Origin of the sequence: Paenibacillus sp. FSL H8-0259 (genome assembly GCF_037963255.1) — a bacterium.
Taxonomy (GTDB): domain Bacteria; phylum Bacillota; class Bacilli; order Paenibacillales; family Paenibacillaceae; genus Paenibacillus_AQ; species Paenibacillus_AQ phytohabitans.
Window position 1 is genome coordinate 4,860,324 of the sequence record NZ_CP150147.1, and the last position, 19,473, is coordinate 4,879,796.

Below are 19,473 nucleotides of genomic sequence, written 5' to 3' on the forward strand. Positions count from 1 at the left end.
GGTCAGGTGTTAAAACTTAGCAGCAGTGATTTGACTACTAGGTACCAGCCGTCCACTAGCACAAAGAGCATAATTTTGAAAGGCAAGGATATCATGACCGGCGGCAGCATCATCATCCCCATGGCCATTAGCGTGCTGGATACTACGATATCAATAATGAGAAAGGGTATAAAAATCATAAAGCCCATCATAAATGCTTTTTTCATCTCACCAATCGCAAACGCCGGTACCATAACTGTCAAAGGGATATCATTGTAGCTGGCCGGTTTGACCGTTGCATTGTTGCCGGTATAGTTCATGAACAGCAGCAGGTCCTTGGTATTGGTCTGCTTGAACATAAATTCCTTCAGCGGTTCCTGCGCTTTATTGAGCGCCTCGCTCTGGGTCAGCGTGCCTTTCATATACGGCTGTAAGGCCGTTTCATTCACTGTTGCCAGTGTCGGTGACATAATGAACAGGGTCAGGAACAAAGCCAGTCCCACAAGCACCTGGTTTGGGGGCATTTGCTGCGTACCGAGCGAAGTTCTTACGAACCCCAGTACGATCACTATCCGGGTAAAGCTCGTCATTAACACCAGAAATGAAGGAGCTATGCTCAGAACCGTTACCAGCAGCAGTATGGAAATTGAACTCGTGCCACCGCTTGCAGTATCGTTATCACCGACCTGAATACTAATGTTGGGAATAGGATCCGCGTGAACCGGATGCAGAAGAACAATACTGAATATACCTAGAAGCAGTAACGAAAGAATCAGCTTTTTTTTCATAAATCCCTCGACTCATTCTTAAGGTCTTCATCCCGCAGCAGCTCTTCGAGCTTCTCTTTACGCTCAGGCGCAAGCGCAAGCTTGGACTGCAGCGTCTCATAGAAAGACGAAGTCTCATTAAGTTCAATTTCCTGGGACGGGACTTCACCGCGCAGCTTGGATTTGATTTTGGCGATAAGCGGTGTAATAAAATTGTCAGTTCCTGACGTTTGATCTTCGAATGCGGAAATGATTAAAGCAACTTCTGCCGGATCGGTGATTTTATCCATCATGGATATATTCTCACCCACTCCGATCAGATAGAGGCTGCCGCCGAGTTCGATGATCTGAATCGACTTATTCGGACCGAGCCCCATCGCACCAAGTGTACGGATGGAACGGCCGCTCATCATTGTCTGATTGCGGCGTCCCAGAAAACGGATCAGCAGCACGATAAGAATGACAATTACTGCAAGAACAAATACAACTTTGAGCAAATTCAGCAGGGCATTACTACCGTCTCCGAGCGTTCCGGAATTGGCTAACATACCTGATTCCTACACACCCAACGTTTTGTTGATAGCTTCAATTACACGGTCAGCCTGGAAAGGCTTAACGATAAAGTCCTTCGCTCCGGCTTGAATTGCATCAATGACCATAGCCTGCTGACCCATGGCTGAACACATGATGACTTTGGCATTGGCATCTACTTTTTTGATTTCTTTTAGGGCGGCGATTCCGTCCATTTCAGGCATGGTGATATCCATCGTGATCAGATCCGGACGCAGTTCCTTAAATTTCTCTATAGCCTGTGAACCGTCCTGGGCTTCACCCACTACCTCAAATCCGTTCTTCGACAAAATGTCCCGGATCATCATTCTCATAAATGCTGCATCGTCCACGATTAGAATTCGGTTAGCCATTTTTACAAAATCCTCCCTAAGTATGCTTATTGTAATTTTTGTATACGGTCCCACTGGCTGACGATATCCGTAACGCGGACACCGAAGTTTTCGTCTATAACTACGACTTCCCCTTTGGCAATGAGCTTGTTGTTAACCAGAATGTCAACAGGCTCGCCCGCCAGTTTGTCCAGTTCGATTATCGAACCTTGCGACATTTCCAGAATATCTTTGATCTGCTTCTGGGTCCTTCCTAATTCTACGGTCACTCTCAGTGGTATGTCCATCAATAAATTTAAATTATTTTCGTCAATATTGCCAAAAGCCCCTGCACTGAGGTTGGCAAATTGTACCGGCTGCACATTCACATTGCGATTAGGTGCAGAATTCTGCGGCGGCGCCTGCGGATATGGCATTCCTTGAGGCGGCATTCCGTAAGGCGGCATACCCGGCATTCCATAGGCTGGCATACCGGCCGGAGGATAATAATAGCCACCTTCAGGCATTCCCGGATATGGCGGCATCCCCTGCGGCGGATATTGAGGAGGGATCCCTCCAGGGTCAGGTGCCGGCATCTGCTGCTGTACCGGAGGTGCTGCCGGAGCAGGTTCTGGTACGGCGGCGGGTTTGGGAGGTGTTGCGGTCGACGTAACGGCCGCTTCCTGGTCAGCCTGGCTGACATCGCCCAATAGCATGGTCACCATGTCTTTGGCGAAAGGCACAGGCAGCAGCTGCATAATCGTGGAATCGATCAAATCGCCGATCTTCAGCCGGAACGAAATCTGGATTAATGTTTCATCATCCGGCAGGCTTCCAACCCCTTCTCCACTGGACATATTTAGAATATCGATGCCCGGAGGAGAAATATTGACGAATCTGTTAAATATAGTCGACATGGAAGTAGCGGATGAGCCCATCATCTGATTCATGGCTTCCTGCACGGCGCTGATATGAATTTCATTCAATTCCTCGTCTTTGGGTTCTCCTTCACCGCCAAGCATTAAATCGGCAATGACCTGTGCATCCCTGATCTTGATGACCAGTGAATTGATCCCCTGGAAACCGTCCACATACTGTACATGAACTGCGACATGAGGTTTAGGGAATGCTTCCTCGAACTCACTGCGGGTAATAATCGATACCTTAGGAGTCGTGATATCAACCTTTTTGCCGAGCAGAGTGGACAGCGCAGTCGCTGCACTGCCGAATGTGATATTACCGATCTCTCCCAGCGCATCCTGTTCAAAAGGTGTTAAATAATCATCCACTGTCTTCGGCGAGGGAGCCAGGTTACCTTCCGCAGACTGTCTAAGAAGAGCATCTATCTCTTCTTGGGACAAATAATCTTTACTCGTCAAACTCTTCAACCCCTTCGCTGACAATCTCGTCTATTTGCACAGCCACACGTTCTTTGATTATCCCAGGACTTCCGATGAATTTCAGCTTGTCCCCTACCTTGATTGACAGTCCGGAATCCACAGTCTTGTTAAGAGAAATCACGTCGCCGACACTGAGCCCGAGAAATTCAGCAATAGATAACCTCGATTCACCCAGCTCTGCTACTATCGGAAGCTGAGCCCGGTGAACTCTTGCCCGGATGGCTTCAAGCTCTATCTCATCCCGCACCTTCTTCTCGGATACAAACCACTGGTGAACAGACAGCCTCGACATAATCGGCTCAAGAACAACGTGAGGGATACAGAGGTTGATCATCCCGGTGGTATCTCCAATTTTGGTGCTGAGGGAGATAAGGGCAATCGTTTCATTTGGCGATACAATTTGCATAAACTGCGGATTCGTTTCCAGTGCTTCCATCCGTGGATGGATGTCCAGAACTGTCTTCCAGGCTTCCTGCAGACTTTCGAAACATCTGCTGAAAATTCTCTCCATAATTGTCGTTTCGATTTCAGTCAGGGCGTTAATCTTCGAAGGTGCTGTACCAAATCCGCCAAGCAGTCTGTCCAGCATGGCAAAGGCAATATTCGGATGCACCTCCATAACCATTCGGCCCTCTAAAGGTTCGGCTTCAAAAATATTCAGTATCGTCATTTTGGGTATAGAGCGGATAAACTCATCATAAGGGAGCTGCTCTACTTGAACGACACTGATTTGTACAAAAGTGCGCAATTGGGCCGAAAAGTACGTTGTAAGGTAGCGGGCAAAGTTATCATGGATCCGGGTAAGACTGCGGATATGATCTTTGGAGAAGCGTACGGCCCGTTTGAAATCGTAAGAGCGGATTTTTTTCTGGGTTTCTTCTTTTTTTAGTTCATCGGCATCCATTTCACCGGATGAGAGTGCAGCGAGCAGAGCATCAATTTCATTTTGTGATAGTACATCAACCAATTTCAATCACCCCCCCATCAAAGAATTATCCCGCCAGCAGTTACATTGGTGCCAAGATGAATTTGGTGAATTCGATCTGGGTAATCGTGCCTTCAGTCAAATTCTTATTGATTATGTTCACCAGTTTGCTGCTGAATTGATCTTTGCCGCTGGCCCCGTTTAAATCCTCAGGCCGGGCATCGGCAATCGCTTTGATAATAAGCGGTGCAATTTTAATAGCTTTTATCTTTTCGAATTCTTCCTTGGACTTCGCTGAATCTAGCTGAAACGCGATGTCAACTGAAAGGATATAATCGGGATCGGCAAGATTAGTTTTGATATCAGTGATCTCCGCCGTCAAGGCGACGATTTCATCCGCGCTTAGTCTCTTGGCTTCCACGTTCTGGACAGCCTGATTTACATCATTCGCATCACTGGGGAAAAACCTGTCCATTAGTAAAAATGCGGCTACTACAATGAGCGTAATCGCCAGTAAAATCGTAATGAGCCATGGCATCATCTTCTTCATGAAAGCTCCTCCATCGATTGGACTTTAATGGTGGCAGCATGTGTGCCTATGTCCCTGTTGTATTCCTTGATCTTCTCAATGACTTCATCAGCCTTTTCAAGCACAATCAGCCTTTTGCCGGTTACGAGCGTGATATACGTATCCGGGGATTCTTCAACCATTTCAACCAGCAGGGCATTTAACCACATCGCCGCCCCATTCAATCTTGTTACCGAAATCATAACAGGCCTCCTAACAAAATAGGGGGAGGAGTCCCCCCCACGACTATAATAACAATACCGCCTCAGGCGGAAAGTTACTATTATACAGCAAGTTTATGACTAACCCTCATATTCTCAAAAACTTAACGCTTGAGGTTAACAACTTCCTGGAGTACTTCATCTGAAGTTGTAATAATACGTGAGTTCGCCTGGAAACCACGTTGTGACACGATCATCTCCGTGAACTCGTTCGTCAGATCGACGTTAGACATTTCCAGCTGGCCGGCAACAATTGAGCCTGTTCCTACTTCAGCATTGTTGGCAGTAGTCGGTTCCAGCGCTCCCTCTGCGTTGGCATTCAACGTCATCCGGTACAGATTGCCGCCGATTTTCTCAAGACCTTGCGGGTTGCTAACTTTGGCAACGGCGATTTGAACCCCTTGTTCAGTCGTCCCGTCAGCCATCGTCTGAACAATGGTACCGTCACTGGAAATAGAGAATGCGGTAGCCTCTTCAGGCAATTGAATGGATTCCCCATCAACACTCACGACATGAAGGCCATCGGAAGTAATGAGATTACGGTTAGAATCCACATGAAAATCTCCTGCGCGCGTAAGGAAAGGCGTCTCCTGATCATCCGTGAGTTTTACCAGGAAGAATCCGTCTCCGTCAATCCGCAGATCCGTAGGGTTATTAGTAGTCATGGCACTGCCCGCCAAATGCATCGTGTCCACAGAACCAATGCTTACCCCTAGCCCGATCTGTTTGGCATTAACCCCGCCTTGTCCGCCTTCAACAGGTGCCGTAACACCGGATACCGTCTGGCTCATGATGTCCTTGAACATTACGCGGCCTGATTTGAAGCCGATGGTGTTGACGTTGGCAATATTGTTACCGATAACGTCCAGCTTAGTCTGGAACCCGCGCATACCTGATACTCCTGAATACATAGATCTTAACATTATTTGTCGTCCTCCCGGATTTAGAGTCTTTGCAGACTCTTAAAATTAGAATGATGGAAATTGGAGTGATGCCCGCGTCAGTCGGTCGGCGGACATTCCGGCTCTCCAGTTAGGACCAGCCGGTTCATGAAATAATTACTGCACTGTCAATCTGAGTAAATACATTATCTTTCATAGACTTCCCATCCATAGCTGTAACTACGGTACGGTTCGCAACACTTACGATTAACGCCATATCTTTCATCAGGATCAGCGATTCTTTGCTGCCCTTGGCTGCTGCCTTGTCTACCGCAGACGAGATTTGGTCCAATTGGCGGCTGCCAAGCTCAATCCCCCGCTGTTCAAGCCGCTTTGCCGCATGATTGCTGAACTTCAGCATATTCTTCTGCAGCACGCTCTCAAATGAAGCTTCAGAGCTTACAGAGCTCTTGGCTGACTGCTGACGTTGCAGCGTTGAAGGGTGTACACTCGCCGGATACAGCTGGCCTATTGTCAGTCTGTCGCTCATGTGGTCGCCCCGCTCTCCCCGCCGCCCGTTGAAGTATCACTGCCCGCTGCCGGTTCAGCAGAGGGATTCTGAATTTGTGTGATATCTGATAAGGCGATCCGCTCACTGCCTACAACCGCGTACTGTACACCGCTGCTCACAACAATGGATGCTACATTGCCTGATTTCGGTAATTTGGTTTGGGCATCCATCCAAGTGACATCTTTGCCGATCAGACCGGATACAGAACCTAGTGACTGATTCAGTGCCGTAAGCTGGGTGGAAATGTTCATTAGCTGTTCAACAGATGAGAACTGGGCCATCTGGGCGATAAATTCCTTATCCTCCATCGGCTGCATCGGGTCCTGATTCTGCAGCTGGGTAATCAATATTTTAAGAAATTGATCCTTGCCCAGTGTCGAGCTGCCTGTTGTCTTGGTAGTTGAATTATCCGAAACGTAATTCCATGAGTTACTGCCGGAAACGGGATTCGTTGTTGCCATTTCATTTCACCTCGCTTGTCCAGTTATTATACTTTGGCCGAAAAACTGCCGTTCTGATTATTATCTTGCTGCGTTGCCGAGACCCAATCTTTCCATTCCCCATTAAGCTCTGCGGCAAGCACCGCATCTGCTGATTCTTCCTGGCGCTCTCTAGAGCGTCTGCCCTGCTGTTGTCCGCCAGCTCCCGTCTGTTGACCCTGCTGTCCGGTCCATTGTGACTGAGCCGATGGGTTGTTCTGGGTTACCTCAAGCCTTTCTACCTGAAGGCCTTGGGACTGTAAAGCTAAACGAAGCTGGTTCATCTGCTGCTCAAGAATATCCTTCGTCCCGCTATGCTGGGTCAGGAATTGGGCAACCAGATTACCATTTTGCATCGATATTTTCACATCGACTTGTCCAAGATTCTCCGGGAATAAGGTGATTGTAGCCTCAGCAACTCCGCCCTTTTTGACGATCTCCAATTTACCGCTGATAAAAGTGTTCATTTCCTGAGCGAATTGCTGAACCGGCACTGGAGAGGATGGTGCTTTCAGTGGTGCGGAAATTCCGTTACTGATTGACAACTGGCCTGCTGTAACGATTTCAGGTTCGCCAGCTGATGTTTTGACGGCAGGCAAAGCTTCCTCGGCAGTTGCCGTCTCCTTCACTGGAGCTATACCAGTGGCAGGAACCTGAGGGCTCTCTTCTGCAGTTACGGTTGTACCGTTTACTGCTGCTGGTACTGGAGCAGATTCCGTCTTAACTGCGGCATCTAAAAATGTACGGATGTTTGAAACTACTCTTCTACTATCATCAACATTCTGTTTGGTTTCTGTTCCGGATGCCTGCTTAAGCGATGATGACGAAACCTCTGTTGTACTTACTGTCTTAAGCTTGGGTTTGTTATCGGCAGGCACGCTTTCAGCCAGAATAGCCGAGAATTGATTCAACAGTGCAGCACCTTTGGCTGCTGTTTCTTCACTTCCGCTTACAGCTGCATCCTGAACCAGTTGGACCAGGCTGTTCAGCTCATCCTGGACTGCAAAGCGCAGGGTTTCCGGGTTCTGGGCAAGAGGCGACAGACCTGTTGATGCTACTACTCCAGTGTCTGATGCATCTGTCTGTTCAGCCGGAGTATTACCGGATAAGAGCGCCGACACTTGAAGAATCCACCCTTGAAGAGCAGCAAGCAGTGCGGGATCAGCCTCCAGACTTGCATCCAGATTCTCCATGTCCTGAGTTAGACCTTCCAGAAGTTCTGATTTCTTGGCGTCCGTACTGGCGGACTCTTCACCCTTGGTCTGTACCGCGTTCAGAAGACCCTGCAGCAAGGAAGCCAGATTGCCTAATACAGGTGCTTCCGTCCCTTTAGCAGTAGTGCCTCCCATGCTTTGTACAAGCGTCTGGGCAAAAGGTGTAGCCGTACTGGCAGTTCCACTGGTACCCGTTGACGTTCCACCGGCAGCAGCCAGGTTACCTGCACTTAATGATTGTACGATTAAACTCATCTTTTTCACCTCCCTTCAAGTGTTATTTACCGCCCATCAGCCGGTTTACAATTTTGGCTGTCTGTGCGCTGTCATTCTTGGTCATCTCCCCCAGGATAGAGGAGCGGACAGTATCACTGACTGTATTCAGTATGGTGATGACCTTATCCGGGCTAATGCTGTACATTGAACCCAGCAGTGTAGCCGCGTCAGCAGCAGGCATTGAGGTAAAAGTCTGGCTGAGCTTCTCCTGATCAAGATTGGCCGAGGCTGCAGCCTTGGTTGTACCGGCTTCATCCTGTTTCAGTCTCGATTGAAGGGCTGCAATAGCCATATCGGTTGAATTCGTTGTTTCTTTTAGCTTTATAGATACATCCGCAGCTTTTTTCGGGTCCATTTTTTCCAGGATGGCCGTTTTGCTGGCATTGCTCATCACACTGAAGATTTGGACCATTTCATCTGTGGTCAAGTTCTCCATAATCGGTGCAGCTTTGGAGGCCTTCATTCCCGCATACAGCTTGGCCAGATCCGTAACCTGCTTGAGATATGGATCTTCCTCTTCCTCCGTTGCTGCAACTGCCGCCGCTTCTTCCTTCATCCCGTCAATCTGCTTCTGAAGCGCCTCAGCTTTGTTAGCCTCGGACGCCTTGTCTTCTTCTGCCTGTTTCAGCTGCGCTGCCTGCGCGTTAAGCTGAGACTTCAGCTCTTTAATTGTGCTCTCCGAACTCGCAGCCTGCTCTTTACTTTCAGCTTGCGGATCATCTGCGGTTTCTCCGGCGGTATCTGAATCCGGATCCGGGGCAGGTTCTGGCACCCATTTCTCCACCACAGGAATCTTGTTCGCAATCTCAAGGACATTATTCCGGATGTCCATATTAAATAGGGTCAACAGTACTCCAAGCAGTACAAGCGTGAAGATGATCGGAATCATCAAGAATAAAAAACGCTCGAATTTACCTGCCGACCCTTCATCTTCAAGTTCCATTTGATTATTTGCCACTAGCGGAAACCTCCCGGGTTAGAGGGATTTCATCGCGAAGCGGACGGTAGCCATCTCATCCAGTTCGTTTTGTTCCCGTAAACTCATATTCTGCAGAAATGCTGTTTGTGCTTTGTCTTTGGCCTTGAGCCATACCTTCTCATCCAGAACCTTGGTACTGAGATGATCCTGCTTGCTCTGAACCTCTATATGCGCCCGGCTGATATCGGAATGCTTGCGGGCAATGCACTTATCCAGATAATCCACATAATCCTGCATTTCGCGAAGCTTAGCCATAGGTGTCTTTTGCTCAACTGCACTCTGTAAAGACGACATTACCGCATTGCGCTGTATAATTAATTCATCAAGGCTTTTTTCCTGTGCCTGCAGTTCTCCGAGCGCGCTTGAGAGCATCCACTCTGCCTGTGTTTTTTCGTTACCCTTCAAGTCCACCACTTTTTGAAAAGTATAATGGAATCTCATGATCAATCAACTCCTCGAGAACTGTGAAATTAAAGACTGCTGCACATCGCTAAGGGTTACCTTCTCATTCACTTTTTGCTTGGTGAAATCCCAGATGCTGTCGATGTAATGCATCGATTCATCAATTTGGGCGTTCGAGCCTCTTTGGTAAGCTCCGATATTGATGAGATCCTCGGAATCCTTATAGACCGCCATAAGACGCTTTACATTCTCGGCTGCAGCAATCTGCTCTTCCGGTGCTATATCCTTCATCACACGGCTGATACTGGAGAGAACATCGATTGCCGGGAAATGTCCTTTATTCGCGATATTCCGGTTCAGGACAATATGTCCATCCAGGATACCGCGCACAGCATCGGCGATCGGCTCGTTCATATCGTCACCGTCAACCAGCACTGTATAAAATGCGGTGATTGACCCAGTAGGGCCAGTTCCGGCCCGCTCCAGCAGTTTAGGAAGACTGGCAAACACCGACGGGGTGTACCCTCTCATTGCAGGAGGTTCACCTACCGCCAGCCCAACCTCGCGCTGAGCCATGGCATAACGGGTAACCGAGTCCATCATCAGCATGACATTCAGTCCGCGGTCTCGGAAATATTCGGCGATTGTAGTGGCAATCAAGGCACCTTTGATCCGGATCAGCGCCGGCTGATCCGAAGTAGCCACGATAACCACCGAACGCTGCAGCCCTTCCGGCCCCAGGTCGCGCTCAATGAAATCAAGCACTTCTCTGCCCCGCTCACCGATAAGGGCAATAACATTCACATCTGCCGAAGTGTTACGGGCGATCATTCCCATCAGTGTACTTTTGCCGACACCAGAGCCTGCAAAAATGCCGACCCGCTGTCCTTTACCGATGGTGAGAAGTCCGTCAATCGCTCTGACCCCGATGCTGATAGGTTCAGCTACTCGCGGACGGTTAAGCGGGTTGGAAGGAATGTTGAAGGTCGAGCTGTGCGGCATTCGGGCAGGAATGAGTGAGCCGTCAAGCGGCTGGCCCAAACCGTCAAGCACCTTGCCCAGCAGCTCCGAGCCAACCTGTACACTCAGCGGCTTGCCTGTGCCGACAACATCACAGCCAGGCCCGATGGCCTGCAGTTCTCCAAGCGGCATCAGCAGCACCTTGTTGTCACGAAATCCGACGACCTCTGCCTGAAGCGGCTTAGTTCCTTTGGCGGGATAAATAAAGCACACATCACCGATGCTGGCATCCGGGCCTTCCGACTCCACCATCAGTCCGATGACCTGGGTAACCTTGCCGTTAATCCGGACCGGGTCAAAATTACGCAGCTGTTCTTTGTACCTTCCGCTGTCAAGCATCGTCTTCCCCATTTCTGTGTTCACCTACGTCCAGGGCGATTCGCAGCAGTTCTTTTTTGATCTCAGCCAACTGGGTATCCACACGTGCGTCGATGCTGCCAAAGGAGGAGCGGATGACACAGCCCTGATCCTTAACCGTTGAATCCGGAAGAATCTGCAGCTCAGCCTGTGAGTCCACGGCGAGTGAAAGCTCTTCTCGCGCTGCGTTGACAAACGCGAACTGTGCCGGAGAGACACATAAGGAAATCAACCCCTGCTCGCGCTTGCGGGCCAGATTCTTGCGGATCAGCTCCATTGCAAATTGCGGTTCCACGGTCAGCTGCTTGTCCACTATTTTCTCGGCAATATCGCAGCTCAGCTCTACCAGAAAAGGTTCAGCTTCCTGAACAATCACATCTCTTGCCCGGTACGCTTCCTGAAGTACAGTTCTTGCTTCCTCCATCATCTCGGCAAGCCGCTGGGACATCTCCTGCTCCGCATGGGCGAGACCTTCCTGGTAGCCTTGCTGAAACCCTTCGGACTTGACGGCTTCCACAAGATGCTCGTCCTGCTCCCTGCGCTGCCGCCACCATTCTTCAGCTTCATTCCGTGCTGATTCCATAATATTCTCAGCTTCCTGAGATGCACTGCGGACCTGCCCTTCAGCAAACTCCTGGGCATCTTTCAGCATTTGCTTGCGTGCCTGCTCTGCCGCTTCCCTGGCGGGATCCTGATAGTGGACTTCGCCAGGAGCCTCCTCGGCAACAGGATCTTCGGTAAGTCCTGCATGATGTCTGGCCTGCTCCAGCCGCTTCAGCACATCTACCGGAACATATTGAGAATGTTTGATCAGCTTAGACAATAATGTCATCTCCTCCGCCACGGGCGATGATAATTTCACCAGACTCTTCGAGTCTGCGGATCGTGCCTACGATGCGGGTCTGTGCTTCTTCCACATCACGCAGCCGCACAGGACCCATGTATTCCATTTCTTCGCGGAAGGTTTCGGCCATACGCTTGGACATATTGCGGAAAATAACATCCCGCACTTCCTCGCTGGCCACCTTGAGCGCGAGCTGCAAATCCGCATTGTCGATATCTTTGATGATGCGCTGGATTGAACGGTTGTCCACATTGACGATATCCTCGAAGACGAACATCCGCTTCTTGATTTCTTCCGCCAACTCCGGATCCTGTATTTCCAGCGAGTCGAGAATGGTACGTTCCGTACCACGGTCAACACCGTTCAGAATCTGTACAATCGATTCAATACCGCCCGCATTTGTGTAATCCTGGGTAACTGTAGCCGACAGCTTCTGTTCCAGAACCCGTTCAATCTGGGTGACCACCTCAGGAGAAGTGCTGTCCATAATGGCTATTCTCCGGGCAACCTCGGCCTGCTTCTCCTGAGGCAGGGAAGACAGGATAGAGGCAGCTTGTTCAAACTGCAAATAAGAGAGTACCAGTGCAATAGTCTGGACATTTTCGTTCTGGATAAAGTTGAGAATCTGGTTCGGGTCTGCTTTGCGCGCAAAATCGAACGGTCTTACCTGCAGCGTCGCCGTCAGTCGGTTAATAACTTCAAGCGCTTTGGCTGAACCCAGTGCTTTCTCGAGTATCTCCTTGGCATAGTTAATACCGCCTTGAGAGATATATTCTTGAGCAAGACAGATTTGATGGAATTCTGACATGATCGACTCTTTCTCCACGCTGTCCACCTTGCGGACATTCGCAATTTCCAGAGTCAGCTGCTCGATTTCCTCATCTCTTAAATGTTTAAAAATTTGTGCCGATACTTCAGGCCCTAGTGTGATAAGCAGGATCGCCGCCTTTTGACGGCCGCTAAGTCCCTGCTGGCTAGCTTTTGCCATTCCTTCACCTCTGTTCTTCAGCAAGCCATGTACGCAGCAGGTTTACGAATTCATCCGGCTTTTTCTTCGCCAGACTTTCCAGCTGCTTGCGGACCTGACTTTCATTCGTCACGCTCTCCATATTAATAGAAGGAAACTCGGTAGGAACCTGCAGCGGAATATCATCTTCCGCTTCTTCCTCCTGCTTATTCTTGCGGCTGCGGTAGATGAGGTAACCGCCGCCCGCACCGACCAGCAATGCGGCTCCGCCAATTGCCCAGATCATCCAGTTAGCCAGTCCGCCGGATGCTGCATCCGCCGCCGTACTGCCAAATTGTTGCGAGAACACCGAAACTTTTTTGGTTAAATCGGCGTCTGTATAAGTAATACCTGAATCTGCCAACGAAGCACGGACAATATTGACCAGAATATTCTGGATCGCCGCTGAAGTTGTATCATCCAAAGTTGTTTGCCCATTAGGTGGTTCAACTGCTACATTAATGGTTAAATCTTTAACAGTATATGGGCTTGCAATAATATCTTTGGTGATTCGATTCACTTCATAGTTCCTGGTCTCCGACGATTCCTCAGAAGAAGAAGTACCCGAGTCAGTCCCCGAAGGATATCCAGAGACATCTTCCGACCCTGTACCAGCAACCCCACCGGATGTATTCCCTTGACCCGAATAAGTATTGCTGATAATTTGCGAACTGATCTCAATCCCTTTCATATTCTCCGCATCTACCGGCAGTACGATTTCTTCCTGACGGTTTTCCTTATCGAAATTGAGCTTGGAGAACACCAGAACATCCACTTTATCGGGACCCGTGAGCGTACTCAGGAATTGCTTGACATCTTTCTTGACATCATCTTCGAATTTCTTCTGCAAAGCGAAGTTCTCTTCAACCTGGCTGGACACGCCAGCTTGTCCGCCTTTGGATGTCGGCATCAATTCGACTTCATTATTAGTAATCGTAATGTTGTCAACCGGCAAATTCGGCACAGCGGTCTTTACGAGATTGAAGTACCCGTCGATATTATCCTGTGTAGGCCTAAATCCGGGATTGAAGCTAAGCACCACGGAAGCCAACGCTTTCTCCTGATCCTCCTGAGAGGCAAACACAGTTTCCTTCGGCAGGGTAATCAGAACCTTGACATCTTTAATCCCCTGCATTCTTCTCATCAGCTGCTCAACTTCGCCGTTAAGGGCATTATTATACTTCACGTTGAATTCACTGTCTGTAGTCCCAATCATCGAAGAAGATTCATCAAATACTTTGTACCCGATCGAACCTTCCTGTACGATCCCCTGCGAGCCAATGGCTATCTTGATGCGCGCGGCGTCAGTACTGGGTACTGATATACTCTTTCCATCCGGACTTAAACGGTAAGGAATCCCCGAAGTATCCAAATAAGTCATAACTCCCGCGGAATCGGTACTGTCCAGATCCTGAAAAGCAACTTCATATTCTGTCTTTGATAATTGCATGGTCAAAACTACGATTATTATTATGATGATAAACAGAGTGGAGAAAAACAATATTTTCTGTTTACCGCTGAATCTGTTCCAATACAGGGTGATCTTCTCCCGGTACTGGGCCAATCTTTCATTCACAGTGTCACCCCATCCGAAACGTAGCTAGGATCATTTAGATTTGAGTTCTCATAATTTCCTGATAGGCTTCAATTACTTTGTTCCGGACTTGTGTAGTCAACTGCAAACTCAGCAATGCCTGTTGGGACGAAATCATAGCTTCATCAATGTTGACTTCTCCCAAAACAAATTTGTTACTCATGTCTTTAGCCTGCTGCTCCTGGTCCGCCACCTGATTAAGGGCATTCTCCAGGTATGAACCAAAGCTTTGTCCCGTTTCGGAGACGGCTGAAGCCTCTGATGCTACGGGTTTCATAGCCAGCGGCTGTACAGCCTGAGTTCCAATCAATAAGTTCTGTATCAATTATTCTCCTCCTAATCAATTCAATTAACGGCCGATTTCGAGCGCCTTACCCACCATCGCTTTGGACGCATTAAGCATCGTTACATTCGCTTCATAAGAACGTGAGGCAGACAGCATGTCCACCATTTCCTTCGTAAGATCCACATTCGGCATGTACACATATCCGTCAACATCAGCATCCGGATGACTTGGATTGTATACGGGCTTCAGCGGTGAAGTATCCTCAATAATCGACTTCACTTTAACACCTTCGCTGCCGCCGCTCATTTTTGAATCTAGTATGTTAGAGAAGCTATCAGCCTGGGCAGTTTCCAGCACTACAAGCTTACGGCGGTAAGGTACGGCTTTGCCGTCAACCACGGAAGCCCTGGTTGTCTCGGCATTTGCGATATTGGAGGAGATCACATCCATCCGCAGGCGCTGGGCAGTCAATGCCGAGGCGCTTATTCCAAAGCTGCTACCAAAGTTCATTATTTATTACCCTCCCTGCACAACTGTACGCATCATAGTAATCTGACTGTTCAACTGTTCAACGTAAGAGTTATACCTCAGCTGGTTCTCGGCGCTCAGTGCCTGTTCGCGGTCCATATCCACATTATTGCCGTTGTTGTTCATAGAAGTAGTCTCATCTGTGCTGACAACAGCAGTTGGCACGCCGGTTACTGTTCCAAATTGGAAATGCCGGGAGTCTGATACTTTCGCACTCAGCGTAGGTTTCACACCGCTCTCCTGTTGTCTCAGGAAACTTTCAAAACTGACATCAGAGCGTTTGAAATTCGGCGTATCAACATTTGCAACGTTATTAGCCAGAACACTTTGTCGTTTGGTGGCGGCATCTAGGCCTCCCTGTAATCTTTGAAAACTGACACTGTTCAGCAAACCCATGGTAATCCCCCTTCCAAACCTATCATAATGAAAAGAATTCCACAACTTCCCCCGAATTCCTGCTTACTTTCGACAAAAAAAGCTAAAATTTTCATTAATTTGTCGAGTGCAGGTCGAACGCTGTCGATGGATGATTCTTATGTCAATCTCACATACATTGATTCTCTTAGAATTTGTATATTATTACAATAAGAAATAAGCCCTATCTTTTCTGAAAAGAGAGGGCTTAAAGCATGTTTTTACAATTTTCTACCTTTTTTATTCCAAATAATTCTTTTAATTACTATTATTTAACTCTTCATGCACGTTTTTCGAATTAAATTTGCATAGCTATAATTCTTAATACCTAATTTAGCGGGATATCGCACTGTCGCTTTAAAGGATATATTGGCTTAAATCGCGATCCTGGGCGATTCCTGCCAGTTTTTCGCGAACATACTCCGGAGTAATGACCATTGTCTCCAGTGTCAGCTCCGGCGCTTCGAAGGATAGGTCCTCCAGCAGCTTCTCCAGAATCGTATGCAGGCGACGGGCCCCGATATTCTCCATATTCTGATTCACGGAAGCGGCGATTTTGGCAATTTCCTGAATCGCTTCCTTCTGGAACTGAATTTCGATGTTCTCGGTCTGCAGCAGATGAACATATTGCTTCGTCAGCGCGTTCTCCGGTTCGGTCAGAATAGAGACAAAATCCTCAAGAGTAAGACTACTCAGCTCCACACGGATCGGGAAACGTCCCTGAAGCTCAGGAATTAGGTCCGAAGGCTTGGCAATATGAAAAGCTCCGGCAGCGATGAATAATACGTAATCCGTCTTCACAGGCCCGTATTTGGTCATCACAGTGGAACCTTCAACGATAGGCAGGATATCGCGCTGCACCCCTTCACGGGATACATCCGGACCGGAGCCTTTACCCTGGCTGGCCACCTTATCAATCTCATCGATAAAAATAATACCGGACTGCTCTGCGCGGGCTACCGACTCCTGAATCATATCATCCGTATCAATCAGCTTGGCAGCCTCATCCTGAATCAGCACCTTACGGGCTTCACGGATCGGCAGCTTGCGCTTCTTCGTACGCTTAGGCAGCAGGCTGCCGAACATTTCCTGCATGTTCATGCCCATCTGGTCATTTCCTTGGCCGGCAAACATATCCATCATCGAAGGAGTGGTGTCTTCCACATCGATTTCAATGATATCGTCCTCAAGCTGACCCGCCAGCAGCTTGAACTTAATGCCTCTGCGCCGCTCGCTCAGACTACCGTCCTCCGGCTCTTCTTTGGCTTCCTCCCCACCGCCGTTATTGCCGCCAAAAATCATCTCGAACGGATTGCGCTGCGTTTTGCCCTTCGAGATCGAAGGAACCAGTATTGCTACAATGCGGTCGTTCGCCAGTTCTTCAGCACGGTCCTTGACCTTCTCGGTGCGTTCCAGCTTCACCATACGGATTGAGGTCTCTACCAGGTCACGGACCATCGATTCCACATCACGGCCTACGTAGCCGACTTCGGTAAATTTAGTGGCTTCCACTTTGATGAACGGTGCATTGACCAGCTTGGCCAGACGCCGTGCGATCTCCGTTTTGCCGACACCTGTAGGACCAATCATGAGAATATTCTTAGGAACAACCTCATCCCGGAGCTCTTCGGATAAAAGGCTGCGCCGATACCGGTTGCGGAGAGCAACGGCCACCGATTTCTTAGCCTGTTTCTGACCTACGATATATTTATCCAGCTCTGCTACGATCTGGCGGGGTGTAAGCGATTGATTCACCATTGTGACTTCCTCCCTCTTTCTATGGCACCATGCCTATAATTGTTCGACAATAATATTGGAGTTGGTATACACACAGATCTCGGAAGCGATCTGCAGAGCTTCTCTGGCAATATCCGCTGCGCCCAGGTGCGATGCATGACGTTTGAGCGCGCGACCGGAAGCCAGCGCAAAGTTACCGCCGGAGCCAATTGCCAACACGTCATCATCGGGTTCAATAATTTCGCCGTTACCGGAAATAAGCAGCATGCCTTCCTTGTCCATCACGATCATGAGCGCTTCCAGCTTGCGCAGGATACGATCCTGGCGCCAGTCCTTGGCCAGTTCTACTGCAGCCCGCTGCAGATTGCCGTGATGCTCTTCCAGCTTACCCTCAAACTTCTCAAACAAAGTAATCGCATCCGCTACGGAGCCCGCAAAACCGGCAATTACTTGTCCTCTGTACAGGCGGCGGACCTTCTTGGCCGTCGTCTTCATAATGACACTCTCTCCGAATGTAACCTGACCATCGCCGGCAATCGCGGCATGGCCGTCATGTCTTACCGCACAAATCGTAGTCGCATGAAAGCTGGGTAACATAATGGGCACCCTCCTAAAGTTTTGTGAGCGTTAGCATCCCGAAACAGCTTGGAAGAAACCTGATCCGGAAGCATACACTTAGTGTTATGGCAAAAGCTTCCGGACCAGCTTCGGACAAACCGTCCCGGAAGCTTGCGTTTAAGTTTTATTGTGCCGGACTTTCCGCTTCGGTAAGCTGAGGTTCTACGACCTCCGGCTCAGTATAGGCCAGGCCTTTGTCTGCAGCATAGGCAGCAAGACTGTCCAGCGCACGGTAAGCCAGGCGTTCGTTTTTCTCTTTTTTACTGCGGAATCTCGTTTCAAGCTTTGGCAGCAAGCCAAAGTTGGCGTTCATCGGCTGGAAATGCTCGGGATCTGCGGAAGTAATGTAGGCCGGCATGCTGCCCAGCACAGTATCCTGCGGGAAGACCAGACCGTCCTCACCGAGTGCCGCTCTGGCAGCATTCATACCGGCGATCATACCTGAAGCCGCAGACTCCACATAACCTTCAACCCCTGTCATCTGGCCGGCAAAGAACAGTCTTTCCCGTCCCTTCATTTGATAGGTAGGATGCAGAAGCTTGGGAGAATTGATAAATGTATTGCGGTGCATGACACCATAACGGACATACTCTGCGTTCTCAAGCCCGGGGATAAGTGAAAACACGCGTTTTTGTTCGCCCCACTTCAAATGGGTCTGGAAGCCAACCAGGTTATAAAGCGTTCCCGCTGCATTATCCTGACGAAGTTGCACAACCGCGTAAGGAAGCTTCCCTGTATGAGGATTCATCAGACCTACGGGCTTCATCGGCCCGAAGAGCGCTGTCTGCTTGCCGCGCTTCATCATAATCTCGATCGGCATACAGCCTTCGAAGTAAATCTCTTTCTCAAAATCTTTGAGTGCGGCAGTCTCAGCCGAGATCAGTGCATCATAAAAAACATCGAATTCCTCTTCCGTCATCGGACAGTTCAGGTATGCAGCTTCACCTTTGTCGTATCGGGAGGCCAAATACACCTTGCTCATATCAATGGTGTCCTTCTCGACAATCGGGGCAGCCGCATCATAGAAGTAGAAATACTCCTCGCCAAGCAGCCCTTTAATCTCAGCGGAGAGTGCCGGAGAGGTCAGCGGGCCTGTCGCAATGACAACAATCCCTTCCTCCGGTATATGCGCAAGTTCTTCATTTATGACTTCTACCAGAGGGTGATTATGCAGCATTGATGTAATCTCACCGGAGAATCCATCGCGGTCTACGGCAAGTGCGCCTCCGGCCGGAACCGCATGCCGGTCGGCTGCCCCTAGTACCAGCGAGTCCAAACGGCGCATTTCCTCCTTGAGCACACCTACCGCATTGCCAAGGCCGTTGGCCCGCAGAGAGTTACTGCAGACCAGTTCGGCGAACTGGTCCGTATGATGCGCCGGTGTCTTCACAACCGGACGCATCTCATATAATCTGACCGGAACCCCGCGCGAGGCAATCTGCCAGGCGGCTTCACTGCCGGCAAGTCCGGCTCCAATCACAGTTACTTTAGCTATATCAGTCAATTTCCTTTCCTCCTGTAACACA

At 49.2% G+C, this 19,473-nt stretch carries 23 protein-coding genes; all 23 read right to left on the reverse strand.

Translation table 11 applies throughout. From position 1 onward, the window contains the following. Positions 1 to 2: 2 nt before the first annotated feature. On the reverse strand, positions 3 to 767 hold the full coding sequence (gene fliP / locus NSU01_RS20840) for a flagellar type III secretion system pore protein FliP (RefSeq protein WP_039295192.1): 765 nt from the start codon (positions 765 to 767) through the stop codon (positions 3 to 5). Next, a complete protein-coding gene (locus NSU01_RS20845; RefSeq protein ID WP_039295189.1) occupies positions 764 to 1,294 on the reverse strand; it encodes a flagellar biosynthetic protein FliO in 531 nt (176 codons plus the stop codon). The genes fliP and NSU01_RS20845 overlap by 4 nt, the downstream gene beginning before the upstream one ends. Positions 1,295 to 1,303: 9 nt before the next feature. Continuing rightward, positions 1,304 to 1,669, reverse strand: coding sequence for a response regulator (locus tag NSU01_RS20850; protein WP_019910416.1), 366 nt, complete (start codon positions 1,667 to 1,669; stop codon positions 1,304 to 1,306). A gap of 26 nt (positions 1,670 to 1,695) precedes the next feature. Further along, entirely contained in the window at positions 1,696 to 3,006 is a 1,311-nt protein-coding gene (gene fliY, locus NSU01_RS20855) for a flagellar motor switch phosphatase FliY (RefSeq protein WP_076246935.1), read from the reverse strand. Next, a complete protein-coding gene (gene fliM, locus NSU01_RS20860; RefSeq protein WP_042138150.1) occupies positions 2,996 to 3,994 on the reverse strand; it encodes a flagellar motor switch protein FliM in 999 nt (332 codons plus the stop codon). Before fliM ends, fliY begins: the two co-directional genes overlap by 11 nt. A 40-nt stretch (positions 3,995 to 4,034) precedes the next feature. After that, on the reverse strand, positions 4,035 to 4,502 hold the full coding sequence (locus NSU01_RS20865) for a flagellar basal body-associated FliL family protein (protein WP_039295180.1): 468 nt from the start codon (positions 4,500 to 4,502) through the stop codon (positions 4,035 to 4,037). Next, positions 4,499 to 4,723 (reverse strand): flagellar FlbD family protein, encoded by a 225-nt coding sequence (locus tag NSU01_RS20870; protein ID WP_039295177.1) that lies wholly within the window; start codon positions 4,721 to 4,723, stop codon positions 4,499 to 4,501. Before NSU01_RS20870 ends, NSU01_RS20865 begins: the two co-directional genes overlap by 4 nt. A 122-nt stretch (positions 4,724 to 4,845) precedes the next feature. Next, positions 4,846 to 5,664, reverse strand: coding sequence for a flagellar basal body rod protein FlgG (gene flgG, locus NSU01_RS20875; RefSeq protein ID WP_076246937.1), 819 nt, complete (start codon positions 5,662 to 5,664; stop codon positions 4,846 to 4,848). 124 nt (positions 5,665 to 5,788) lie between these two features. Beyond that, a complete protein-coding gene (locus tag NSU01_RS20880; RefSeq protein ID WP_039295171.1) occupies positions 5,789 to 6,172 on the reverse strand; it encodes a TIGR02530 family flagellar biosynthesis protein in 384 nt (127 codons plus the stop codon). Beyond that, positions 6,169 to 6,654 carry a flagellar hook assembly protein FlgD gene (flgD, locus tag NSU01_RS20885; protein ID WP_076246938.1) on the reverse strand — a complete coding sequence of 162 codons (486 nt, stop codon included), beginning with the start codon at positions 6,652 to 6,654 and terminating at the stop codon, positions 6,169 to 6,171. The genes NSU01_RS20880 and flgD overlap by 4 nt, the downstream gene beginning before the upstream one ends. Positions 6,655 to 6,680: 26 nt before the next feature. Continuing rightward, positions 6,681 to 8,141, reverse strand: a complete 1,461-nt coding sequence (locus tag NSU01_RS20890) for a flagellar hook-length control protein FliK (protein WP_052421920.1) — start codon at positions 8,139 to 8,141, stop codon at positions 6,681 to 6,683. A gap of 22 nt (positions 8,142 to 8,163) precedes the next feature. Continuing rightward, complete coding sequence (locus tag NSU01_RS20895) at positions 8,164 to 9,120, reverse strand: kinesin (RefSeq protein ID WP_231575158.1); 957 nt, start codon at positions 9,118 to 9,120, stop codon at positions 8,164 to 8,166. 18 nt (positions 9,121 to 9,138) lie between these two features. After that, positions 9,139 to 9,582 carry a flagellar export protein FliJ gene (gene fliJ / locus NSU01_RS20900; protein ID WP_042138156.1) on the reverse strand — a complete coding sequence of 148 codons (444 nt, stop codon included), beginning with the start codon at positions 9,580 to 9,582 and terminating at the stop codon, positions 9,139 to 9,141. A 6-nt stretch (positions 9,583 to 9,588) separates the two neighbouring features. Beyond that, a complete protein-coding gene (fliI, locus tag NSU01_RS20905; protein ID WP_231575159.1) occupies positions 9,589 to 10,914 on the reverse strand; it encodes a flagellar protein export ATPase FliI in 1,326 nt (441 codons plus the stop codon). After that, positions 10,895 to 11,743 carry a FliH/SctL family protein gene (locus NSU01_RS20910; protein WP_076246941.1) on the reverse strand — a complete coding sequence of 283 codons (849 nt, stop codon included), beginning with the start codon at positions 11,741 to 11,743 and terminating at the stop codon, positions 10,895 to 10,897. Before NSU01_RS20910 ends, fliI begins: the two co-directional genes overlap by 20 nt. After that, a complete protein-coding gene (gene fliG, locus NSU01_RS20915; protein ID WP_042138160.1) occupies positions 11,736 to 12,752 on the reverse strand; it encodes a flagellar motor switch protein FliG in 1,017 nt (338 codons plus the stop codon). Before fliG ends, NSU01_RS20910 begins: the two co-directional genes overlap by 8 nt. Before the next feature lie 4 nt (positions 12,753 to 12,756). After that, positions 12,757 to 14,346: a flagellar basal-body MS-ring/collar protein FliF gene (fliF, locus tag NSU01_RS20920; RefSeq protein WP_042138161.1), complete on the reverse strand. Its 1,590-nt coding sequence runs from the start codon at positions 14,344 to 14,346 to the stop codon at positions 12,757 to 12,759. A gap of 34 nt (positions 14,347 to 14,380) precedes the next feature. Further along, positions 14,381 to 14,689 (reverse strand): flagellar hook-basal body complex protein FliE, encoded by a 309-nt coding sequence (fliE, locus tag NSU01_RS20925; protein ID WP_039295158.1) that lies wholly within the window; start codon positions 14,687 to 14,689, stop codon positions 14,381 to 14,383. 24 nt (positions 14,690 to 14,713) lie between these two features. Continuing rightward, positions 14,714 to 15,160: a flagellar basal body rod protein FlgC gene (gene flgC, locus NSU01_RS20930; RefSeq protein WP_042138162.1), complete on the reverse strand. Its 447-nt coding sequence runs from the start codon at positions 15,158 to 15,160 to the stop codon at positions 14,714 to 14,716. A 6-nt stretch (positions 15,161 to 15,166) separates the two neighbouring features. Then, positions 15,167 to 15,574, reverse strand: coding sequence for a flagellar basal body rod protein FlgB (flgB, locus tag NSU01_RS20935; protein WP_042138163.1), 408 nt, complete (start codon positions 15,572 to 15,574; stop codon positions 15,167 to 15,169). A gap of 375 nt (positions 15,575 to 15,949) precedes the next feature. After that, on the reverse strand, positions 15,950 to 17,350 hold the full coding sequence (hslU, locus tag NSU01_RS20940) for an ATP-dependent protease ATPase subunit HslU (protein WP_076246943.1): 1,401 nt from the start codon (positions 17,348 to 17,350) through the stop codon (positions 15,950 to 15,952). A gap of 33 nt (positions 17,351 to 17,383) precedes the next feature. Then, positions 17,384 to 17,926, reverse strand: a complete 543-nt coding sequence (gene hslV, locus NSU01_RS20945) for an ATP-dependent protease subunit HslV (RefSeq protein WP_039295147.1) — start codon at positions 17,924 to 17,926, stop codon at positions 17,384 to 17,386. A 145-nt stretch (positions 17,927 to 18,071) separates the two neighbouring features. Further along, entirely contained in the window at positions 18,072 to 19,451 is a 1,380-nt protein-coding gene (gene trmFO, locus NSU01_RS20950; protein ID WP_076246945.1) for an FADH(2)-oxidizing methylenetetrahydrofolate--tRNA-(uracil(54)-C(5))-methyltransferase TrmFO, read from the reverse strand. Positions 19,452 to 19,473 lie beyond the last annotated feature (22 nt).